17 protein-coding genes are annotated in these 18,725 nt (G+C 62.6%); 4 read left to right on the top strand and 13 right to left on the bottom strand.

All coding sequences use genetic code 11. The annotated features are described in order from the left end of the window. Nucleotides 1-13 precede the first annotated feature (13 nt). The 3 genes from FJ543_RS29310 (at nt 14) to FJ543_RS29320 (ending at nt 3,716) form a co-directional block, all read left to right on the top strand. Entirely contained in the window at nt 14-874 is an 861-nt protein-coding gene (locus FJ543_RS29310) for a folate-binding protein YgfZ (protein ID WP_140878629.1), read from the top strand. Next, nucleotides 874-1,509: an HD family hydrolase gene (locus FJ543_RS29315; protein WP_015318561.1), complete on the top strand. Its 636-nt coding sequence runs from the start codon at nt 874-876 to the stop codon at nt 1,507-1,509. Before FJ543_RS29310 ends, FJ543_RS29315 begins: the two co-directional genes overlap by 1 nt. Nucleotides 1,510-1,574: 65 nt before the next feature. Next, nucleotides 1,575-3,716 carry an EAL domain-containing protein gene (locus tag FJ543_RS29320; protein WP_140878630.1) on the top strand — a complete coding sequence of 714 codons (2,142 nt, stop codon included), beginning with the start codon at nt 1,575-1,577 and terminating at the stop codon, nt 3,714-3,716. Between the two features lie 15 nt (nt 3,717-3,731). Here FJ543_RS29320 and FJ543_RS29325 read toward each other — a convergent pair whose 3' ends face one another. After that, the gene (locus FJ543_RS29325) at nt 3,732-4,622 is read right to left on the bottom strand and encodes a fatty acid desaturase family protein (protein WP_015318563.1); all 891 of its coding nucleotides are present in this window, start codon (nt 4,620-4,622) and stop codon (nt 3,732-3,734) included. Nucleotides 4,623-4,733: 111 nt separating this feature from the next. Here FJ543_RS29325 and FJ543_RS29330 point away from each other — a divergent pair, with 111 nt between their 5' ends. Continuing rightward, on the top strand, nt 4,734-5,651 hold the full coding sequence (locus tag FJ543_RS29330) for a LysR substrate-binding domain-containing protein (RefSeq protein WP_140878631.1): 918 nt from the start codon (nt 4,734-4,736) through the stop codon (nt 5,649-5,651). Between the two features lie 14 nt (nt 5,652-5,665). Here the strand turns inward: FJ543_RS29330 and FJ543_RS32330 are convergent, their stop codons facing one another. The 12 genes from FJ543_RS32330 to lepB all read right to left on the bottom strand — a co-directional run bounded on the left by FJ543_RS32330 (nt 5,666) and on the right by lepB (nt 18,719). Further along, the gene (locus FJ543_RS32330) at nt 5,666-5,992 is read right to left on the bottom strand and encodes a DUF3303 family protein (protein ID WP_224622142.1); all 327 of its coding nucleotides are present in this window, start codon (nt 5,990-5,992) and stop codon (nt 5,666-5,668) included. After that, nucleotides 5,956-7,419, bottom strand: coding sequence for a RimK family protein (locus FJ543_RS29340; RefSeq protein ID WP_140663078.1), 1,464 nt, complete (start codon nt 7,417-7,419; stop codon nt 5,956-5,958). Before FJ543_RS29340 ends, FJ543_RS32330 begins: the two co-directional genes overlap by 37 nt. Next, a complete protein-coding gene (locus FJ543_RS29345; RefSeq protein ID WP_140663080.1) occupies nt 7,419-8,516 on the bottom strand; it encodes a peptidase C39 family protein in 1,098 nt (365 codons plus the stop codon). Before FJ543_RS29345 ends, FJ543_RS29340 begins: the two co-directional genes overlap by 1 nt. Before the next feature lie 208 nt (nt 8,517-8,724). Continuing rightward, nucleotides 8,725-9,516: an anti-sigma factor gene (locus tag FJ543_RS29350; RefSeq protein WP_140663082.1), complete on the bottom strand. Its 792-nt coding sequence runs from the start codon at nt 9,514-9,516 to the stop codon at nt 8,725-8,727. Beyond that, complete coding sequence (locus FJ543_RS29355) at nt 9,513-10,031, bottom strand: RNA polymerase sigma factor (protein WP_140618480.1); 519 nt, start codon at nt 10,029-10,031, stop codon at nt 9,513-9,515. The genes FJ543_RS29350 and FJ543_RS29355 overlap by 4 nt, the downstream gene beginning before the upstream one ends. 161 nt (nt 10,032-10,192) lie before the next feature. Continuing rightward, complete coding sequence (locus FJ543_RS29360) at nt 10,193-12,940, bottom strand: DUF2339 domain-containing protein (RefSeq protein ID WP_140878632.1); 2,748 nt, start codon at nt 12,938-12,940, stop codon at nt 10,193-10,195. Between the two features lie 82 nt (nt 12,941-13,022). Further along, the gene (locus FJ543_RS29365; RefSeq protein ID WP_015318570.1) at nt 13,023-13,541 is read right to left on the bottom strand and encodes a PaaI family thioesterase; all 519 of its coding nucleotides are present in this window, start codon (nt 13,539-13,541) and stop codon (nt 13,023-13,025) included. Continuing rightward, on the bottom strand, nt 13,538-14,314 hold the full coding sequence (gene recO, locus FJ543_RS29370; RefSeq protein ID WP_140878633.1) for a DNA repair protein RecO: 777 nt from the start codon (nt 14,312-14,314) through the stop codon (nt 13,538-13,540). The genes FJ543_RS29365 and recO overlap by 4 nt, the downstream gene beginning before the upstream one ends. Before the next feature lie 133 nt (nt 14,315-14,447). After that, the gene (locus FJ543_RS29375) at nt 14,448-15,608 is read right to left on the bottom strand and encodes a porin (RefSeq protein WP_140878634.1); all 1,161 of its coding nucleotides are present in this window, start codon (nt 15,606-15,608) and stop codon (nt 14,448-14,450) included. A gap of 728 nt (nt 15,609-16,336) precedes the next feature. Further along, nucleotides 16,337-17,257, bottom strand: a complete 921-nt coding sequence (era, locus tag FJ543_RS29380) for a GTPase Era (RefSeq protein ID WP_015318573.1) — start codon at nt 17,255-17,257, stop codon at nt 16,337-16,339. Further along, the gene (rnc, locus tag FJ543_RS29385; protein ID WP_140618724.1) at nt 17,254-17,970 is read right to left on the bottom strand and encodes a ribonuclease III; all 717 of its coding nucleotides are present in this window, start codon (nt 17,968-17,970) and stop codon (nt 17,254-17,256) included. The genes era and rnc overlap by 4 nt, the downstream gene beginning before the upstream one ends. Then, the gene (lepB, locus tag FJ543_RS29390; protein ID WP_027144187.1) at nt 17,970-18,719 is read right to left on the bottom strand and encodes a signal peptidase I; all 750 of its coding nucleotides are present in this window, start codon (nt 18,717-18,719) and stop codon (nt 17,970-17,972) included. Before lepB ends, rnc begins: the two co-directional genes overlap by 1 nt. Between the last annotated feature and the right edge of the window lie 6 nt (nt 18,720-18,725).

Genomic DNA, 18,725 nt, shown 5'->3' on the forward strand with positions numbered 1-18,725 from the left:
TTTAATCCGCCCCATGCCCTTTGCCCTGCTGAAAGATCGCGCGCTCATCACCGTCTCCGGCCCCGATGCCGAGCATTTTCTGCAGAACATCGCGACCACCGATCTCGATACGCTTGGCAATGGCGAGGCAAAGCCGGGCGCGCTTTTGACGCCGCAAGGCAAGATCCTGTTCGACTTCCTGATCTCACGGGCAGGCGAAAATGCCTTCCGCATCGAATGCCGTGCCGACATTTCAGACGATTTCATTCGCCGGCTGATGCTCTACAAGCTTCGCGCCAAGGTCGAGATTGCGAAGTCGGGACAGGCACTTGTCACTGTCGCCTGGGGAAAAGAGTCAATCGCCTCAGAAAGTGATTCAACCGCGCTTGCCGACAGGCGCTTTGGTGACGAAGGCGTCACGCGCTTCCATGCCGGCACCGCGGACGCTGGCGACATTGGCGCGTGGCAGGCCTTTCGCATTGCCCACGGCGTCGCCGAGAGCGGGGCCGACTATGCACTTGGCGATGCGTTCCCGCATGACGTGCTGCTCGACGAAATGGGCGGCGTCGGCTTCAAGAAGGGCTGCTATGTCGGCCAGGAGGTCGTCTCGCGCATGCAGCATCGAGGCACCGCCCGGCGGCGGGTGCTGATTGTCCAGGCTGGGCTTCCCCTGCCCGCTGCGGGTGCCGAGCTAACCGTCGGCGGGCGGCCGGTCGGCACGCTCGGCTCGAGTGCTACCGTGACAGGGCTCGCCATCGCCCGCATCGACAGGGTGAAGGCGGCGCTCGATGCCGGCCAGCCGATCCTGGCGGGTGACGTACCGGTGACGCTCATCATCCCCAGTTGGGCCAAATTCAGCTTTCCGCAGGAAATCGCCGGCGCGGAGGAAGCCTGATGGCGGCAGACCGCGCCGGTGCGCCGCCACGGGCATGGCAGCGTATGCTGTCCGGCCGCCGGCTCGACCTTCTCGACCCTTCGCCGCTCGACATCGAGATCTCGGACATCGCCCATGGGCTTGCCCGCGTCGCCCGCTGGAACGGCCAGACCAGCGGCGAGCACGCCTTTTCGGTTGCCCAGCATTCACTGCTGGTCGAGGCACTGTTCAACGAGCTGGTGCCCAAGGCTTCGGCCGACGACCAATTGGCGGCGCTGCTGCACGATGCGCCCGAATATGTCATCGGCGATATGATCTCGCCATTCAAGTCGGTGATGGGCGGCAGCTACAAGGACTGCGAAGTGCGCCTGCAGCGCGCCATCCATCTGCGCTTCTCGCTGCCGCCGGAACCGGGTGCCATCCTGCGCAAGGAGATCAAGCGCGCCGACCAGATCGCCGCCTATTTCGAGGCGACGCTGCTTGCCGGGTTTTCGACCGCCGAGGCGACCGAGTTCTTCGGCCGGCCGCGCGGTTTTTCCGCCGAGCGCTTCGACTTCGCGCCACGCTCGGTGACCTCAGCGCAGAATGCGTTCCTGAAGCGGTTTTCGGCGATCGAGAAGTCGCGGCATCACGTTCCGACGTCCGCGCTAGGATAGAAAACGCTAAATTAACCGGAAGCGTCAACAGTGTGGTGTTCGATCAAGCATCGCAGGGGCGCCTCATGCCCGTCGTGGATGTCAAGGGTGGTTCGGTCGTCCCGGAACGGGCGGCCGGAGGCATGGAACACCCGCGCCGCATGCAAGATGAGCTGCGCGAGCAGAACGAACGCTTTTCAGCTGCTGTCGAAAACATGTCGCATGGCCTGTGCATGTTCGACGCCGACGAGCGCATGATCATCTGCAACGGCAATTATATCAACATCTTCCGGCTCGACGCCAAAGTGGTACGGCCAGGTATCCGCTTCGTCGACATTCTGCGGCACAGCGTCGATATCGGGGTTGCCTCGCAAAGCGCCGAAGAACTCTACGCCATCCGCAAGCCCTATATCGACCAGGCAAAACCCTCAACTTACGAGGAGACGCTGTCTGACGGCCGCATCATCAACATCTCGCACCGTCCGCTTGCCCTGGGTGGATGGGTTTCGATCTACGAGGACATCACCGAAAAGCGGCGCGCCGAGCAGGATCTCAAGGAGCAGCATCGCCGTTTCGACGCGGCACTCGCCAACATGTCGCAAGGCCTGCTGATGTACGACGCCGACGGCAAGATGATTGTGCGCAACAGGCGTTTTCTGGAGCTCTATAACGTCACTGCGGAGGACTTCCCGCTTGGAACGACGCACCGCAACGCACTCGAACGATTGCTGGAACTCGGCATCTACATGAAGATCGACGTCGACAGCGAAGTCGCCAAAACCGAAGCCTGTCTGGCGGCGGCAAAGACGCATTCGGCCTACCGGCATCTGACCGACGGCAGGACGGTTCTGGTCACACGCCGGCCGATGAGCGGCGGCGGTTGGGTGGTGACTTTCGACGACGTGACCGAGCGCCGCCGGACCGAAGAGCGCATGATCCATCTTGCGCATCACGACACGCTGACCGGACTGCCCAACCGCTCGAAGTTTCGCGAACGGCTCGATCTTGCGCTGGAGGACGCGGCAGCCAAGCCGTTGGCGATCTTCTCGCTCGATCTCGACCGCTTCAAGGCGGTCAACGACACCTGGGGACACCCCGCAGGCGACTGGCTGCTGAGAAGCGTAGCCGAGAGGCTGCGGCATTGCGTCCGCAACGAAACGGACATCGTCGCCCGCTTCGGCGGCGACGAGTTCGTCGTCATGCAGTTCCATTTCAAGGGCATTGGCGATGCCGAAAAACTGGCAAAGCGCATCGTCGAAGCAATCGCAAAACCATTTAGAGACAAGAGCCGGGACATGCATGTCGGCATCAGCATGGGCATTGCCGTTTTCCCCAACGACGGCAGGGACGCCGACACGCTGCTGAAAAACGCGGATACGGCGCTCTACCGGGCGAAGAGCGAAGGACGAAACCTGTATCGCTTCTTCGAGCCCGGAATGGATGCTGTCGTGCAGGCCCGCAGGGCGCTTGAAGTGGACCTCGAGGCAGCACTACCGCGCCAGGAGTTCGATCTCCATTTCCAGCCCATCATGAACATCACTTCCGGCGAGATCACCGGCGCGGAAGCCTTGATGCGCTGGCATTCACCAGGGCGTGGCACTGTCGCGCCGGACGACTTCATCCCGGTCGCCGAAGAGACCGGGCTGATCGTGCCGCTCGGCGAGTGGGCGCTGAGGAAAGCCTGCGCAGAGGCCGCAAGCTGGCCACCCGGCCTACGCATTGCGGTCAATGTCTCGGCCGTGCAGCTCAAAAGCAACGGGTTTGCCCGCGGGGTGATCTCGGCGCTGGCTTTTTCCGGCGTTCCGGCTGGACGGCTGGAGCTGGAGATCACCGAAACCGTGCTGATGGACGAAAGCAAGGCCGTGCTGAAAACGCTGCGCCAGTTGCGTGAGCTCGGCATCCGCATCGCCCTGGACGATTTCGGCACCGGCTATTCCTCGCTCGGCTACCTCAGGCGTTTTCCGGTCGACAAGATCAAGATCGACCGATCATTCATTCGCGACATGGGCAACCGCGACACGGCGGCCATCGTTCGGACCATCATCGGGCTGGGTGCCGAGCTTGGCGTCGTCGTCACGGCCGAAGGCGTCGAGACGGAGGCGCAACTCGACATGCTGCGCGACAATGGCTGTGTCGAGGCGCAAGGCTATCTGATCGGCGTGCCGTCAAAGCCGGCCGACATCCAGCGCCTGCTGAAGTCGCGTGCGACACGCAGCCAGACCGGCTGATGGCGTCAGCGCAAGTCAGCGCAGCGTTTCCAGGTATTTCTCATGGAAGCTGACATAGCCGGGCTCGACCACCTTCAGATGCCGCTCGATCAGCGCATGAAACCGCGGTAATTGGTGAAACGGAACGCCGGGATAGGCATGATGCTCGGCATGGAACGGCATGTTCCAGGCGAGCTTGCGCACCCCCCAGCTGGTCAGCGTCGTCCTGGTGTTTTCCAGCATGTTGGCCACCAGCGGGCAACGACCGTGCTCGGCCAGCAGATAGAGGCGCAGGAATGGCTGTCCGAGCAGAGCGGGAATGATCCAGACATAGAAAAGCACGGTGAGCCGGAAATAGACGGCGAGCAGAATGAGGACAGCGTAGAAGGCAATCATGGCGCGCGCCTCGGCCCGCACCTTGCGTCGGCCTTTCAGCGGTACATAGCTCTCCTGACTACCGCCAATCGCATTGGCGTAGAGTGTCTTGAGATGGCCCCACCACACCGGAAGCCCAGAGACGTGGACAATGTATTGCCGCAGGGTTTCGGGCTTCGGGGAGGCAAGCTCGGGGTCGTTTTCGGGATCCTGCGTGTACCGGTGGTGAGCGAAATGGAAGTAGCGGAACCAGTCGGCCGGCAGCGCGATGGCCAGGCTGCACAGCCGCGCCACGCCGTCGTTCAGCCACTGTGTTTCGAAAGCCGTGCGGTGCGCCGTCTCATGCAGCAGCGTGAACAGGAACACGATCAGGATGCCTTGCGGCAGCATCAGCAACGGCCAGAATGGGACCTCGGCCGCGATCAGTGATCCAATGAAGATAATCGCACCCAAGTGAGTGCAGAGCTGGAACAGGCCCGCAACATCGGACTTGGCCGTCAGGCGATTGCGCTCTTCCGGTGTCAATGAGGCGATAATGTCGCGATGGTCCATCGGCTTCGATCCATGCTGAAGAATGATGAAGCCATTCTAGTCGACGAAAAAGCTTTCCAGAAACGACGATTTCTGCGATTTAGATAAGCTTACCTTACCTATCTAGCGATCATGGCCACATCCCCATCCCTGAAAGGACTTCAGGCTTTCGAGGCCGCGGCGCGCACGGGCAGCTTTACCGCGGCGGCGGAAGAGCTTTCGGTTTCGGCCGCCGCCGTCAGCCAGCTTATCCGCACCGTGGAGGTGCAGATGGAACGCAAGCTGTTTCACCGGATCAACCGCCGCGTTGTCCTCACCGAGGCCGGCGTGGAAATGCTGCCTCGGCTGACCGTGGCCTTCCAGGAGATCGGCAGCGTCTCGCGCGAACTGGGCGCCGATGTATTCCGCCCGCGCCTGGTGGTGTCGGTGCCGCCATCCATGGCCATGGGCTGGCTCTCGCAGCGCCTCGCCGGCTTTGTCGCAAGCCACGGCGCCGCCGACATATCGCTCCGGGGCGATGACGACCCGGTGTCGTTCGACCGCGAGTTGATCGACATCAGGCTTTCCTATGGTCCGCATTATCGCGAGCACCCGACCGAGGAGATCGCCAGGGACGCCGTCTATCCCGTCTGCGCGCCAGGGCTTGCCGGCATCACCAAGGCGGGCGGCGAGCCGCTCGCCGGGCTGCCGCTCATCCACACCGACTGGGGGCCGACAGGCGCATCGTTTCCGTCCTGGCCCAACTGGTTCGAGGCCGAGGGTGCTCACCCTGGCCGAGCGGCACGGCGCGGCCTTTCGGCCAATTCATCGCGCGCGGCCCTCGACCTCGCCATTTCGGGGTTGGGGGTGGCGCTGGCGCAAGGGGTCTATTGTGCCGAAGCGGTGGAGGACGGCAGGCTGGTCCGGCCGGCCGGCGGCGCGATTGCATTGCGCCAGCCCTATTGCCTGACGGTTCCAGAGCGAAGCGCAAGCCGCGATGTCGTGGCCGCGTTCCGCGATTGGCTGGTCAACCAATGCCAGCGCGCGGTTGGCTCGCCGGCGCTGCGCTGACCTGGAGGGGATGGTCAGAGGTGCCCGCTCAAGACCGCCACCATGTCCTTGCTGGTCGCCACGGGCACGATCTCGAACTCGACCAGATCAGCCCATTCGACGACCCAGCGCTGCAGCGACGTGACGTCATCGGTCTCCACCAGCGGGAAACAGCGGCTCATGTCAGCCGCGATCCAGCTGTGATGCACGACAGCTCCTCCGGCTTCAGGCGGCCGCGGTCGCGCGGAACCGGCGGTAGATTTCCTTGCGGTCGCAGCCGGTGAAATCCTCAATGACGATGAACTGCATATTTCCCCTCGGATGATTACCGCCCCGGCCGGTCGAGCCGCTCCAGGAACCACTGCGTCAGCCGCACCCAGACCTCGTCCTTCTCGCCGGAATCTTCCCAGCCGTGATCGAGGTTTGGATTGTCGTTGACCTCGATGACGAAGACGCCGTCCTTGGTCTCCTTGAGGTCGACGCCGTAGAGGCCGTCGCCGATGCAGCGCGCCGCCTTGACGGCGGTCTCGACGACATGGGCCGGCGTCTCCTTCAGCGTGAAGGTCTTGATGCCGCCCTGGTCGGGCTTGCCATTGGCCTTGTGGTTGACGATCTGCCAATGTTTCTTGGCCATCAGATAGTGCACGGCAAACAGCGGCTGGCCACCGAGCACGCCGACACGCCAGTCATATTCGGTCGGGATGAATTTCTGCGCGATGAGAAGGTCGGAATCCTCCAGCCATTCGGTCGCGAGCCGCGTCAGTTCCTCCAGGGTCTCGCATTTCTTGACGCCGCGCGAGAAGGACGAATCGGGGATCTTCAACACTAGGGGAAAACCCAGCGTCTGTGCGGCCAGTTCGAGGTCAGAGGTGCCGGCGATCATCACCGTCGGCGGCACCGGCACCTTGTTGTAGGCCATCAGTTCGTTGAGATAGACCTTGTTGGTGCAGCGGATCATGGACAGCGGGTCGTCGATGACCGGCATGCCTTCCTGCTGGGCGCGGCGAGCGAAGCGGTAAGTATGGTTGGAGATCGAGGTGGTCTCGCGGATGAACAGTGCATCGTAATTCGCGAGCTTGGCCAGATCTTTTCTGGTGATCGGCTCGATTTCGACCCCCATCTTTTCGGCGATCTTGGCCCAGTAGCGCAGCGAAGAGATTTCCGAAGGCGGCAATTCCTCATGCGGATCGACCAGCGTGGCGAAGGTGTAGCGCGCCGGCGTGCGGCCCTTGGTGTCGCGCCACTCGCGGTTGGTGTAGGTCTCCAGGCACTGGATGAAGCTTTTTTCCTCGTCCTCCGTCATCCGAGCCAGCGGGTGGAAGCCGACCTTGCGGATCGAAGCCCATTCGGCGCTGTCCTTGATATGGACTTCGAGCGCCGGCGCCCGGAACCAGTCGAACAACAGCTTGGCGAAACGGTCCCAGACCTTGGACGGGCCGATGCCGAAGAAGATGCAGACCTTCGCCGGAAATACACCGCCGAGATCCTTGCGGCATTTGTTGAGCGCCAGTTCCAGTTCCGGCAAGGCGTGCTCGTAGAGCTTGCGCTCCGACAGGTCGATCATCGTCTCCACAGTCGGGATGACCTTGTGGCCGCGCGAACTCGCCAGCAGCGAGGCATAGTAGCCGCGGCTCTGATAGCCGTAGTTGTTCGACAGGTTGATGACCTTAGGCCGCTGACCGCGAAACAGCGAGGGATGCGCGAGATAGTCGCGATTGGTGATGATCTTGTGCGGCGTCGCCACCTGGTCGAGATCGCTCTGCCTGCCGGTAAGAATGACCCAGGTCATTATCTCTTTCCCAAAGTGATGGCGGCACGCAGTCCGTCGCGGCCGAACTGCGCCATGTTCATGAAGATGCCGTAAGGCACGGGAATGTTGGCGGCATCAAGGATGGTTTCCTGCCTTTCATCCTCGACCCACGGATCGTGGATCAGAATATGATCGCCATCATCGCCGATGGCCAGCACCCAGTGCGGCACCTTCTTGCCGAACATCAGGAAGCCGCTGATCAGCACCAGCACCAGTTTGCCCCCGGCGAGAGCCGCCCTGATATCGTCGATGGTGAATGGACGGTAATTCACCGGGATGCCGTAAAGTTCCGCGCGGCGGCGAAAGTCGACCTGTGCCAGTTCCATGACCCGGCGCTTGTCCTCGCTACGCACCGACTGCAGGAACAATGCGCCGTAGAAGGAAACGTAAATCTCCGCCGCAAGCCCGCTTTCGTAGCCCGAGACAGCCAGGCCGAATGGTTCGCAGCCGCCCGGTCCTGACATCATGAAGACGGTCGTCGCCTCGCGCCAGAGTCGGATTTCCATCACCGGGTCGGGCACGAAGCCACGATCGAAATTGGCCATGGCCATCATCAGGCAGCATGGACCGCAGGTGAACTCGCAGGTCTGCTGATAGAATGGCACCCTGGTGGCGACCGGAAGGTCGCCGCGCAGGGTTTTTTCATAGCGCAGTGCCGTCGCGCCGTCCTCGTAGTAACCGGGCTCGCGGCCAATCTTGCGGTAGCCGGCCTGTTCATAGATGCTGATGGCACGGCCATTGTCCTCGCGCACTTCGAGACGCAGCATCATGCGGTCGTGTTCGAAGGCTGCCTCTTCGGCCGCGGCCAGCAATTGGCGACCTATGCCGAGCCCGCCGAAAAACGGTCCGACGGCGATCGAATAGAGCCGTGCTACCCCACTGCCCTTGCGAAACAGCACGATCGCATAACCGCCGACGCGGCCATCGATTTCGGCGACCAGCGTCTCGGCGGTCTCGCGCTCGATGAACAGGCGGAAGGAGCGGCGGGAAATGCGGTCGCTCGAGAATACAGCTTTCTCGATGGCGGCGAGGTCATCGACGTCAGACGCGCGGGCCGTGCGGATCTCGGCAGGCATGCGGCTTGAGAAAACCTCGATTGCGTTGCGGCAACGTCCCCGGTCGAAAAGCGTCGCAAACACCGGCCGAAGCGCCGGTATTCATCAAGCGCTATCGCTCCTTGATTAGGGCCGAATTGTGACACTTTCCGCGACGGCAGGGAAGCTGACAAGCTTTGAACGGAATCGCTGTTTTCATGCCAGCCGACCGCGCAAGATCGCAGCCGGCTCAGCTGGAGAGACCGGCCAGAAGCTGGCCATACGCGCTCTTGGCCACGGCCGCCAACTGCTCGCGCGGCAGCGAACCAACGACGGCACAGCCATAGCCTTTATCCAGCCAGTAGACGGCCTGCGGACCGTCCTGCGCCGAAGCATAGGTGCCCTTGGCATTCTCGGTCGATTCCGCCGTCACGAAGAGGGATATGCGCTCGCCCTTATCGTCTTCGTAGAGCAGCATCGCGGCCTTGCTTTCCCCCGCCGGCAGCAACCGGCCGCCAACCAGTTGGAAGCCGTTCGCGCTCAGGTCCGGTGCCACCAGTTTCAGGCCGACCCGACTGGACAGCCAGGTCTGCAGATGATCCTTGTCGCTGGCCGGCACTTCCACCGCGTGCCGCTTCTCGGCGGCATAAATGACATGGGCGGCGATCGCTTGTTCGGCGAGCTGATCCTCCGCCGGATCCTCCTGCCCGATCCCTCCGATACCCGCAAAGTAGCCGCCAAATCCGCCCGTGGCGAGAAGCACGGCCGCGGCGGCGGCTAGCCACCAGCGTGAGCGTGGCACTGCTGCCTTAACAGGCGCTTCACCGAGCACCACCTTGCGCAAGCGCACTGGCACCACCTCGTCCAGCACGCCGGCGAAGGCCGAGCGCAACGCCTCCCGGTCGGCGGTGAAGCGGGCGCTCCTGGCCTTCATCTCGGGATTGGCGTCGAGCCAGGCATCGTAGGCGGCGCGCTCATCGGCCGGCAGTTCGCCGTCGAGCGCCATATGGATGTCCCGTTCGGAAAAATCGCGGCGGATCATTTCTCGACGATCCTTATGGCGCGGCGGCGCGCTGTGTCGTCCAGCAGCCCGCGCAATTCCTCACGCCCCCGCGCGATGCGCGACATCAGCGTGCCGGCGGGAACACCCAGAATGTTGGCAGCCTCGGCATAGGAAAAGCCTTCTATGGCAACCATGACAATGGCCGCGCGGCGATCGGGGCTGAGCGCCTGCAACGCGTCGATGATCTCGCGCGAAGCGATGCCCTCCAATTGTTCGGGCGGCTGGGCAACCGCCTCGCCCGCCTCCAGCGGCAGCATCGCCGCTTCGCCGCGGCGGTTCACCTTGCGCATCTGGTCGATGAACAAATGATGCATGATCGTAAACAGCCACCTCCTGGGGCTTTCTCCCGTCTGCCAGTTGTCGAGCCGCAACAGCGCGCGCTCAAGACAGTCCTGAACGAGGTCGTCCGCAGCATCACGGCCGCGCAGAAGCGAGCGTGCGTAGCGGCGCAGGCGCGGTATTTCGCCAAGGATTGCTGCCTTTTTTTCGTCCATGACCGCTGGTTCTGAGGTCGCCCTTGTTGATCCGATAGAACGCGCCTTCCCGGCACGGCGCAAGCAGCCAGCGCGAAGCGGTCCACCGCTCCGGTCACCCAAGCAACGAGATAACGCCGGCGGATGCCGGTTTATTCCCGCACAGCGTTGAATTCCGGCTATTATTGTTCGCCGGCCGACAATTTCTCCTTTGCCGCCCGCGTCAGCAGCCGCTGGTAGAACAGGCCGATGCCGATCAGAACGGCGCCGAGCCCGATAAAGGACAGCGCCCTGAGCACCCCTTCCAGTTCCGACATGTCGAACAGGAAGACCTTCAGGACGGCCACCGCGATCAGCGCGGCGGAGGCGATGCGCAGTACCTGCGATTTCAGCCAGACGCCAGCCGTGAGCAGCGCCACGCCGATAACCAGCCAGAGCGCCGAATAGGTATAGGTCTCCAACTGCCCAAGGCCGCTCCACATGCCGATGAACTCGCCCTTGAACAGGCGCCTGACCGAGAGCGTGGCATAGGCGAAGGCAAGCAGCGCCGCCATCAGCGCCAGCATGGCCGAATACCATTTCGGCCGCTTGCCCCTGCTATAGAGCGCCAGAGCACCGGCGGCGACGGCCGGCAGGAGATAGGCGAGGAACAAGAGGTTGAAGACCGGTATCCGGCCGGTCGATTCGTCCGTGAACAACGGATTGAGCACCAGGAAATGCTGGATGACGATGAAGGCGGCCGAAAGCACGCCCACCGCCATCGAACCATAGCGCAGCACCGAGCTTGGCGATCGCCTGTCGATGGCGATCAGGATGGCGCCGGCACCGATAGCGATCAGCGTGTAGATCGCCTGTTCGGCGAGCGTCGGCGCATCGTTGTTGATGACGCCGCCATGCATGGCGTGACGCACCAGCATGGCGAGCGTCAGCAGCGCAAACAGTGCCGCCGCCGCTTCCATGGCCAGGCGTGGACGGCCATCCGTGGTGCGGGCGAGTTGCCAAGCCGCCAAGCCGAAGGCGAGCGCCGGCACGCCGTAGCCCGGCAGCAACCAGTTGAAAACCGGTGTCGTCGACAGGAATTCGGCGCCGACGATCGTCGGATCGAAGGCGGCGCGGCCAAGCACTGCGATGGTAGCGGCGACCGAAATCCAGCCGAGCACAGGATAGGAGCGCCAGCGCGTGGCGAGCGCCGGCACGATCGCGGCGGCACCCAGCAGGATGGTGGTCCAACCGGAATCAAAAGCCATATGCAGCATCAGGAGGCCGGCGACTGCCGCGCCGCCCAAAACAAACGACACTGCGGCTCCGCCCTTGAGCGGCGGTTCCTCGGCCCGCGCGATCCACTCGCCGCCGGCGGCGAAGACCAGGACCAGCAGGGCCGCGATGGCGGCATAGACAAAGTCGCGGTCGAGATTGCCGAAGGTGAACCAGAGCGCCAGCAGGACGACCAGCGGCACGATGACACCCCATGCAGCCCAAGAGGCTGCTCGGACCTGCGCCGTGGCGGCGAAGCGGCGCGCGGCCCACAAACCAGCGGCGACGAAAACAAGACCGAGACCAATACCGATACGCAAGCTCAGCGCGTCAGCGGTGGCCAAGGGCACCCCATCAACACCCAAAGCGCCGCCCGAAAAGTCGGAAGCGATAGACGTTGGCGGGATGATGCCGAGATAGATCAGCACCGTCACCAGTCCCGCGCCATAAAGCAGTGGCAGCGCCAGTGGGCGGTAGAGCGCGACCGCTACCATCACGATAAGCAGCACCGCGCCCGGCAAAGCATCACCGGCAGCGGCGAAGACCGGGTCAACCGAGAGGCCAAGCGCCGAGAAGGCGACGAACAGTCCAGGCACGATGGATGGCCAGTCAAAGGTCCCTGCTAGTCCGGTCTCGCCGCCACGACTGCTCAGCCAGACAAGGGCAAGCACAGCCAGCGTCACAGCATCGATGAACAGTATGGCGGAGAGGTTCGCGCCCGGTGCGTCGGTCATGTAGAGGATGGTCCAGACGCCGGTACCGAAAAAAGCGGCCGCCATCAGCGTCTTCCAGTCGCGCATGCGGGCGATCACGCCAGTGGCGGCGAGCACGATGGCGAGATAGCCGAACAACGCCCACGGATTGGGCGCCTGCGAAGCGATCAGCACCGGCGTCACCATGGCGCCGACGAGACCGATGCCGGCCAGCGCCTGGCCATGGACGAGAGCGGCGGCTATGGTCGCAACGCCGATCGCACCGAGCAGCGTGAAGGCAAGCGCCGGGCCGATAAAGCCGTAAATGCCATGGGCGGCATAGACGGTGCCGAACAGGATGAAGGCGCCGGCCGCGGTCAGGATCGCCGGAATATAAGCGCCGGCAATACCTTGCACCGGTACCTTGAAGCCGGTGCGGCGAATGAACTCGCCGCCGGCGACCAGCACCAACCCGAGCACCGCCGCCATGGTGAGCCGCACGCCGGGTCCGAAAATGCCGGCCTCGATGGTGTAGCGGATCAGGAACAAGCCGCCCAGAGCCAGCGCAATGCCGCCGACCCAGACCGCCCAACGCGTGCCGAGCGCGGTTTCAACGTCGGACTGGCGAGCGGCTTTGGCGACTGCGGCCGGCGCGACCTCTGGCGTTTTCGGTGTGATCTCGGGGGCGCTCCAAGGGCCGGGCCCTCCGGCCGGGATTTCCGCCTCCGTGGCCTGTAGCGCGGGGGCCGGCTCGCCGATTGGTGCCGGGGCGATGTCGGCAGGCCTGGCCACCGGAGCCGTGTCGGCCCTGCCCTGCGCCGCCTCCAGTTCCGACGGCTTGACCGTGGGCGATACCGCGCCCGAAAGCACGAGGCTGCGCAGTGCGCCAAGTTCGCGCTCGATCAGACCGATGCGGCCCTGCTGACGCGAAATGATGACGAACAAGGCAATGATGGCGACGAGGCCGATCAGGCTCTCAAACATGGCGGTTCCCCCAAACCAGGCCAGTTTTCACTGACGCTTCATCTCACTGACATTGAAATACGGCGGCTAAACGGCTGAAAATTCAACGTGCCGCCAGATTGGCGGCTGGAAATATCGAACATGTCTCGGTACCGAAAGCCAGCAGCTTGCCGCCGGCATCCTTCAGCGTCGCTTCCGAAACGGCAAGCGTGCGGCCCTTGTGAACCACCTTGCCTTCGCAGACAACCTCACCGGTCCTGGGCGTGATCGGCCGCGTCAGGTTCACCTTGAACTCCGCAGTGGTGTAAGCCTCGCCCTTGTCGAGCAGGGTCTGCACCGCGCACGCCAACGCTGAATCGAGCAGCGTCGCCGCCCAGCCGCCGTGAACGCCGCCCAGCGGGTTGAGGTGGCGTTCGTTCGGCACGCCCCGGAACACGGCGCGACCTTCCGATACTTCGGTCAACGCGAAGCTGAGCTGGAAGGAGATCGGTGGTGCCGGGTATTTGCCGTCGACGATTCGCTGCAGCAATTCCAAGCCGGTGTATTTCAGGATGTCGGCATGAGGAATGGTGCCGAGGCCGAGCGGCGAGACCCGGCCCGGATAGAGTTCGACTTCGCTCATCGGATGATTTCTCCGGCCGCGCTCTCTCCGGCGATGGGCTTCTGCGCTGCGTGGTGCTTGCGCAGTGCGGCCAGAAAGCCGGCGCGCGCATCGGGCTGATCGATGCCGCGCGGCTCGTAGACGTGACGGGTGAAGAAGAAGCCGGTCAGGCGGAAGGCGTCCGCGATCGCCGCATGATTGGCGCGCTGGCCGGAGCCGCGCTGCAGGAAGGCGGGCAGCACCAGCATCTTGTCGTGCCACGGAGCGCCGGCCCCGCGCGACACCGCGCGTCCGGATTTAGGCGAGACATAGGCCAGATCCTGCCTCGTGCCGGTGGCGGCGCATTGGCTGAGATCGAGGCCAAAGCCGAGTTCATCAAGGATCAGAAGCTCGAAGCGCGCCACCAATTCGCCGGCGGCATCTGCGTCGTCGAGATGAACGATCATCACCGAAAGCGCCTCGTAGAGGCCGCCATGGGCATCGCGCTCGGGCAGCAGGCGCAGATGCGCCGCCATCGTCTGAAGGCCGTAGACGGCAATGGCACTGTCCATCAGCCGGGCGGCGTTCATCTCGATGGCTTCGGCCTGGAAAGTGCCCAGGTGCTCGTCGAGGCGCGCGCGCCACAAGAGATCGACACGATTGCCTGGCTGGAGAACGGGCTGCTGCTTGCGCGAGCGGCCACCGCGCACGAGGCCGAGATGGCGGCCATGGGCGCGCGTCATCACCTCGAGAATGGCGCTGGTTTCGCCATGCCTGCGGGTGCCGAGAATGATTCCCTCGTCGCGCCATTCCATATCAGGAGCTTTTCACCGATCGGGTGGCGAAATCAAGGTATGGGTCTGGCGCCTGTGCCGGCTCTCGCAACGAGGCATAAAAAAGCCGCCCGCAGCAATGTGCTGCGGGCGGTTGGTGAGGTCAGTCGATCCGTTAGAAGTTGCGCTGGAAGCGGACGATGCCGCCGACGCTGTCCTTCTTGTCGGCCTTGGACCAGTTGCCGTAGATGGATGGATTGCCGAAATTGCCGTAGTGATCCCAGTCGACTTCGGTCGTGACCGTGAAGCCCGGGACGATGGTGTATGCGACGTTCGCGGCGAGAGCATAGTTCTTGTCGTCGTCAGCCGAAGCCTGGACGTTGAACGAGGTCTTCTCGTTGAACTTGTAGGTACCGCCGCCCCAGACGGCCCAGTTGCCGCCCCACGGCTTGTACTGGCTGCGGCCATGTACGTCGATGGCATTGTGGGCGTCGTCTGTGAGGTTGTCGTCGGTGCCGTAGCCGCCCATGATGAACAGCGACAGTTCCTTGCTGACGTTGACATCCAGGCGAACCTTGCCGGCCACTTCCTCGTAGTTGCTGTCATAGGCGACAACACCGGTGATCGCGCCCCAGTCGCCCTTGTACTTCAAGCCGCCGACGACATGCGGAACATAGCTGTCGATGGTGTTGACGCCCGTGCCTTCTTCGAGCGAGACCACGCCCGTGAAGCCGCTGCCAGCGTCGAAATAGTACTGGACGACATTGGTGTCCTTGACGCCGTACGGGATGATCGTGTCCTGGATGACGTTGCCCGCGTAACCGATGAACTGGTCGTATGCAGTTTCATCCTTACCGACGCGCAGGCCACCGAGCTGTATCCAGGCGAAGTTGAGGCTGGTGGTCTTGTTGCCGGCCTGCCAGCCAGTGCTCGAGCTTCCATCATAGTCGCCCGAGGAGTTGCCGAACTGGAAGCGGGTCTCGGTGAAGGTCTTCAACGTGCCGAGTTCGGTTTCCTGGCCGGTATACGTCCTCAGCGTGAAGCGCATGTTCTTGTAGTAGGTGTCGTGGTTTCCGCCGTCCATGTGATCGCCAACGTTGTTGACGCCATCCAGCGTGCCGGAATCGCCGACGCCGATGTCATAGCGGAGATAGCCGCCGATGCGCAGGCAGGTCTCGGTGCCCGGGATGTAGAAATAGCCGGCGCCGTAGACGTCGCAGATCTTGACGTATTCGGCCGGTTCCGGTTCGGCGACGACAACCGCGTCCGCGGCGCGCGCGCCGGACACCGCGATCAAAGCCGCGGCTGAGCCGAGAAGGAGGCTCTTGATGTTCATTTTCTGACCTCTCCAGTCAAGTTTGAAAAAATGGCTTCTGAATTGTGGCTGGCGGATATGTTTTCCCGCCTCACCCCCACAATGAAAAAGGCCCGCACCGCGTCCCCTTTTCGCGGCGAACATACCCACCAATCGTCCACCTTCAATGACAATTCCATAAATGCGCTGGATTCTCGCCACAGATTAAATACGTGTTGCACAAATAACACTAATGAGAGCTGGCTTGAATTTAAAATGGCACAAATGGAACATCGTCATATTTTTGTAATAATTCAGCGAATCTCTTGCCATTTACCAGTATACTCTATGAATTTTGGTCTTCTAAATCTAAAATAGCTCGATAAATTTGTGTTTCGATCCTCGTATTGCTGTTGTTGTGAAAACAAAACCAGCGGCGGCTCCAGATCACGGCGCGGAAAGCCGGCCTCAGCGCGCGTCGCCGCTTCGTTGGCGGCTTGCCAAGAATCTGAGTTGGTCTCGCGCCAACGCGGGCCGCATGGTGGAGCCCGCGCTTCGCCTTAGTCTGCTTCCCAGCACCCGGGAGCGGTTCGCGTAAACCGCGACGTGCTCTACAGCACGTCGCGGCGAATCGGATTCGCCGACCTGCTGTAAGCTTCTGATTTTGTCGTTGTCCCGGAACCGAGGACACTTCCGGGCGACATGCATTAGCCTCACGCCCAATGCTTGTGGTCGGCCACCGCGCGATGGCGCGCCAGGATTTTTCGGCCTTAGCGGGGGAACTCCAGCCCCATCTCGCGGTAGCGCTCGGGATCATCGCCCCAGTTCTCGCGCACTTTCACGAACAGGAACAGGTGCACCTTCTGTTCCAGTATGCCTGATATTTCCATCCGCGCGGCCTGCCCGATGGCGCGGATGGTCTCGCCCTTGTGGCCGAGCACGATCTTCTTCTGGCTGTCGCGCTCGACAAAGATGGTCTGGTCGATGCGCACCGAGCCGTCCTTTTTCTCTTCCCATTTCTCCGTTTCGATGTGCGAGGAATAGGGCAGTTCCTGATGCAGCCTGAGATAGAGTTTTTCGCGGGTGATCTCGGCAGCCAGCTGGCGCATCGGCAGGTCCGAAATCTGGTCTTCCGGATAGTACCAGGGGCCGGCCGGCAGCGCCTGCGCCAGATAGTCGAGGAGGTCCTTGCAGCCGGAACCGGTCAGCGCGGAGACCATGAAGGTGCGCTGGAACGGCACTTTCTCGTTCGCTGCCGCAGACAGGGCCAGCAGCGCCTCGTGCTTGACCCGATCGACCTTGTTGAGAATCAGCACCATCGGTTGGCGCACGTCCTTCAGCCGTTCGAGGATGGCATCAGCATCGCCCCTGATGCCGCGCTCGGCATCGATCAGCAGCAGCACGATGTCGGCGTCCTTGGCGCCTCCCCAGGCGGTGGTCACCATCGCGGTGTCGAGCCGCCGCTTGGGCTTGAAGATGCCCGGTGTGTCGACAAAGACGATCTGCGCGTTGTCGTGCGTGGCGATGCCGCGCACGATGGCGCGTGTCGTCTGCACCTTATGGGTGACGATCGAGACCTTGGCGCCGACCAGCTGGTTGACCAGCGTTGACTTGCCCGCGTTAGGCGCGCCGATCAGCGCAACGAAGCCGGAGTGCGTGACGGGAGCGGCTGCAGTGTCTTCTGCGGTCATGCCGCGCTCCCTTTATTGGCCCACACGCCTTCGCGCACGAGAAATGCCGAAGCCGCCGCTTCTTCAGCCGCCCTGCGGGAGCCGCCGGTACCGACGGAAGGTGCAAAGCCGCTAACCTGCAAAGAAATAGTGAAGACCGGCTGATGGTCGGGCCCTTCGCGTTTTTCGATCACATATTCGGGTCGCGCGTCACTCGTCTTGGCAATCCATTCCTGCAAATCGGATTTCGGATTAAGTGGCTTCGTCACAACCGTGCTCGAACGTGGCTCCCAATAACGCAGAACGAACCGCCGCGCGGCGTCGATACCGCCATCGATATAAACTGCCGCGATTAGCGCTTCGACGGCATCAGCCAGATAATTTCCGCCAGAGCCGCGCGATCGCGCCTTCAAGGCGGCGTCGGCTCGAACCAGATTCTCCAGCTGCATCTCGATGCCGACTTCCGAGCATGTCTTTGCATCGACCAGCGCATTGAAACGGGGCGCGATTTCACCTTCCGGTGCATCGGGGAATTTCTCGAAAAGCATATCGGCGACGACAAGACCAAGCACGCGGTCGCCAAGGAATTCAAGACGCTGATTGTTGCTTGCCGCCTTGACCGCGCTGGAATGCGTCAAGGCGGTCTCAAGTAAGCGGATGTCCCTGAAAACATGGCCGGTCCTGGCCATCACCAAACCGGCCAGAGTCTCGCCTGTCGGGCGCTTCAAGGCCATCAGTTGACGAAGTGGAACAGGCGCGAAGCGCGCATCAGCGACGGCCACTTCCAGATTTCGAGCGGGCTAGCCTTGCCGGCGATCGAGAAGAAGACAAGGTTGGCGCGGCCGACCAGGTTCTCGGCCGGAACATAACCGACGGTGAAGCGGCTGTCGGCGGAATTGTCCCTGTTGTCGCCCATCATGAAATAGTGGCCGGGGGGCACGTCGAATTCGCGGGTGTTGTCGCCAATCGAGTTCGGCGACAGGTCGAGCGTGTCGTAGCTGACACCATCGGGCAGCGTCTCGCGATAGACGTCGATCGGATAATCCTTTTCCGTGATGTCGGGATTGTCGATCTGGCCGGTCTTGACGCGCGGCACGCCAACGCCATTGATGAAGACTTGGCCATCCTTCATCTGGATCTTGTCGCCGGGCAGGCCGATGACGCGCTTGATGTAGTCGACGGACGGATCAGGCGGGAACTTGAACACCACCACGTCGCCACGCTTGGGCTCGGAGCCCCAGATGCGGCCCGAGAAAATGTCCGGTCCAAAAGGCAGCGAATAGCGTGAATAGCCGTAGGACCATTTGGTGACGAACAGATAGTCGCCTTCCAGAAGCGTCGGCCGCATCGAGCCCGACGGGATCGAGAACGGTTGGAACAGCAGCGTGCGAATGACCAGGGCGAGCAAAAGCGCCTGGACGATGACGCTGACGGTTTCGCCAAGCCCGCCGGATTTCTTCTGAGATTTTTCAGCCACGCTCATGTCGTC

Origin of the sequence: Mesorhizobium sp. B2-5-7 (genome assembly GCF_006440875.1) — a bacterium.
In the GTDB taxonomy this organism is placed as follows: domain Bacteria; phylum Pseudomonadota; class Alphaproteobacteria; order Rhizobiales; family Rhizobiaceae; genus Mesorhizobium; species Mesorhizobium australicum.

Coding starts and splice junctions, on each gene's coding strand:
- FJ543_RS29310 (WP_140878629.1), top strand. CDS start 14: ATGCCCTTTGCCCTGCTGAAAGATCGCGCGCTCATCACCGTCTCCGGC.
- FJ543_RS29315 (WP_015318561.1), top strand. CDS start 874: ATGGCGGCAGACCGCGCCGGTGCGCCGCCACGGGCATGGCAGCGTATG.
- FJ543_RS29320 (WP_140878630.1), top strand. CDS start 1,575: ATGCCCGTCGTGGATGTCAAGGGTGGTTCGGTCGTCCCGGAACGGGCG.
- FJ543_RS29325 (WP_015318563.1), bottom strand. CDS start 4,622: ATGGACCATCGCGACATTATCGCCTCATTGACACCGGAAGAGCGCAAT.
- FJ543_RS29330 (WP_140878631.1), top strand. CDS start 4,734: ATGGCCACATCCCCATCCCTGAAAGGACTTCAGGCTTTCGAGGCCGCG.
- FJ543_RS29340 (WP_140663078.1), bottom strand. CDS start 7,419: ATGACCTGGGTCATTCTTACCGGCAGGCAGAGCGATCTCGACCAGGTG.
- FJ543_RS29345 (WP_140663080.1), bottom strand. CDS start 8,516: ATGCCTGCCGAGATCCGCACGGCCCGCGCGTCTGACGTCGATGACCTC.
- FJ543_RS29350 (WP_140663082.1), bottom strand. CDS start 9,516: ATGATCCGCCGCGATTTTTCCGAACGGGACATCCATATGGCGCTCGAC.
- FJ543_RS29355 (WP_140618480.1), bottom strand. CDS start 10,031: ATGGACGAAAAAAAGGCAGCAATCCTTGGCGAAATACCGCGCCTGCGC.
- FJ543_RS29360 (WP_140878632.1), bottom strand. CDS start 12,940: ATGTTTGAGAGCCTGATCGGCCTCGTCGCCATCATTGCCTTGTTCGTC.
- FJ543_RS29365 (WP_015318570.1), bottom strand. CDS start 13,541: ATGAGCGAAGTCGAACTCTATCCGGGCCGGGTCTCGCCGCTCGGCCTC.
- recO (WP_140878633.1), bottom strand. CDS start 14,314: ATGGAATGGCGCGACGAGGGAATCATTCTCGGCACCCGCAGGCATGGC.
- FJ543_RS29375 (WP_140878634.1), bottom strand. CDS start 15,608: ATGAACATCAAGAGCCTCCTTCTCGGCTCAGCCGCGGCTTTGATCGCG.
- era (WP_015318573.1), bottom strand. CDS start 17,257: ATGACCGCAGAAGACACTGCAGCCGCTCCCGTCACGCACTCCGGCTTC.
- rnc (WP_140618724.1), bottom strand. CDS start 17,970: ATGGCCTTGAAGCGCCCGACAGGCGAGACTCTGGCCGGTTTGGTGATG.
- lepB (WP_027144187.1), bottom strand. CDS start 18,719: ATGAGCGTGGCTGAAAAATCTCAGAAGAAATCCGGCGGGCTTGGCGAA.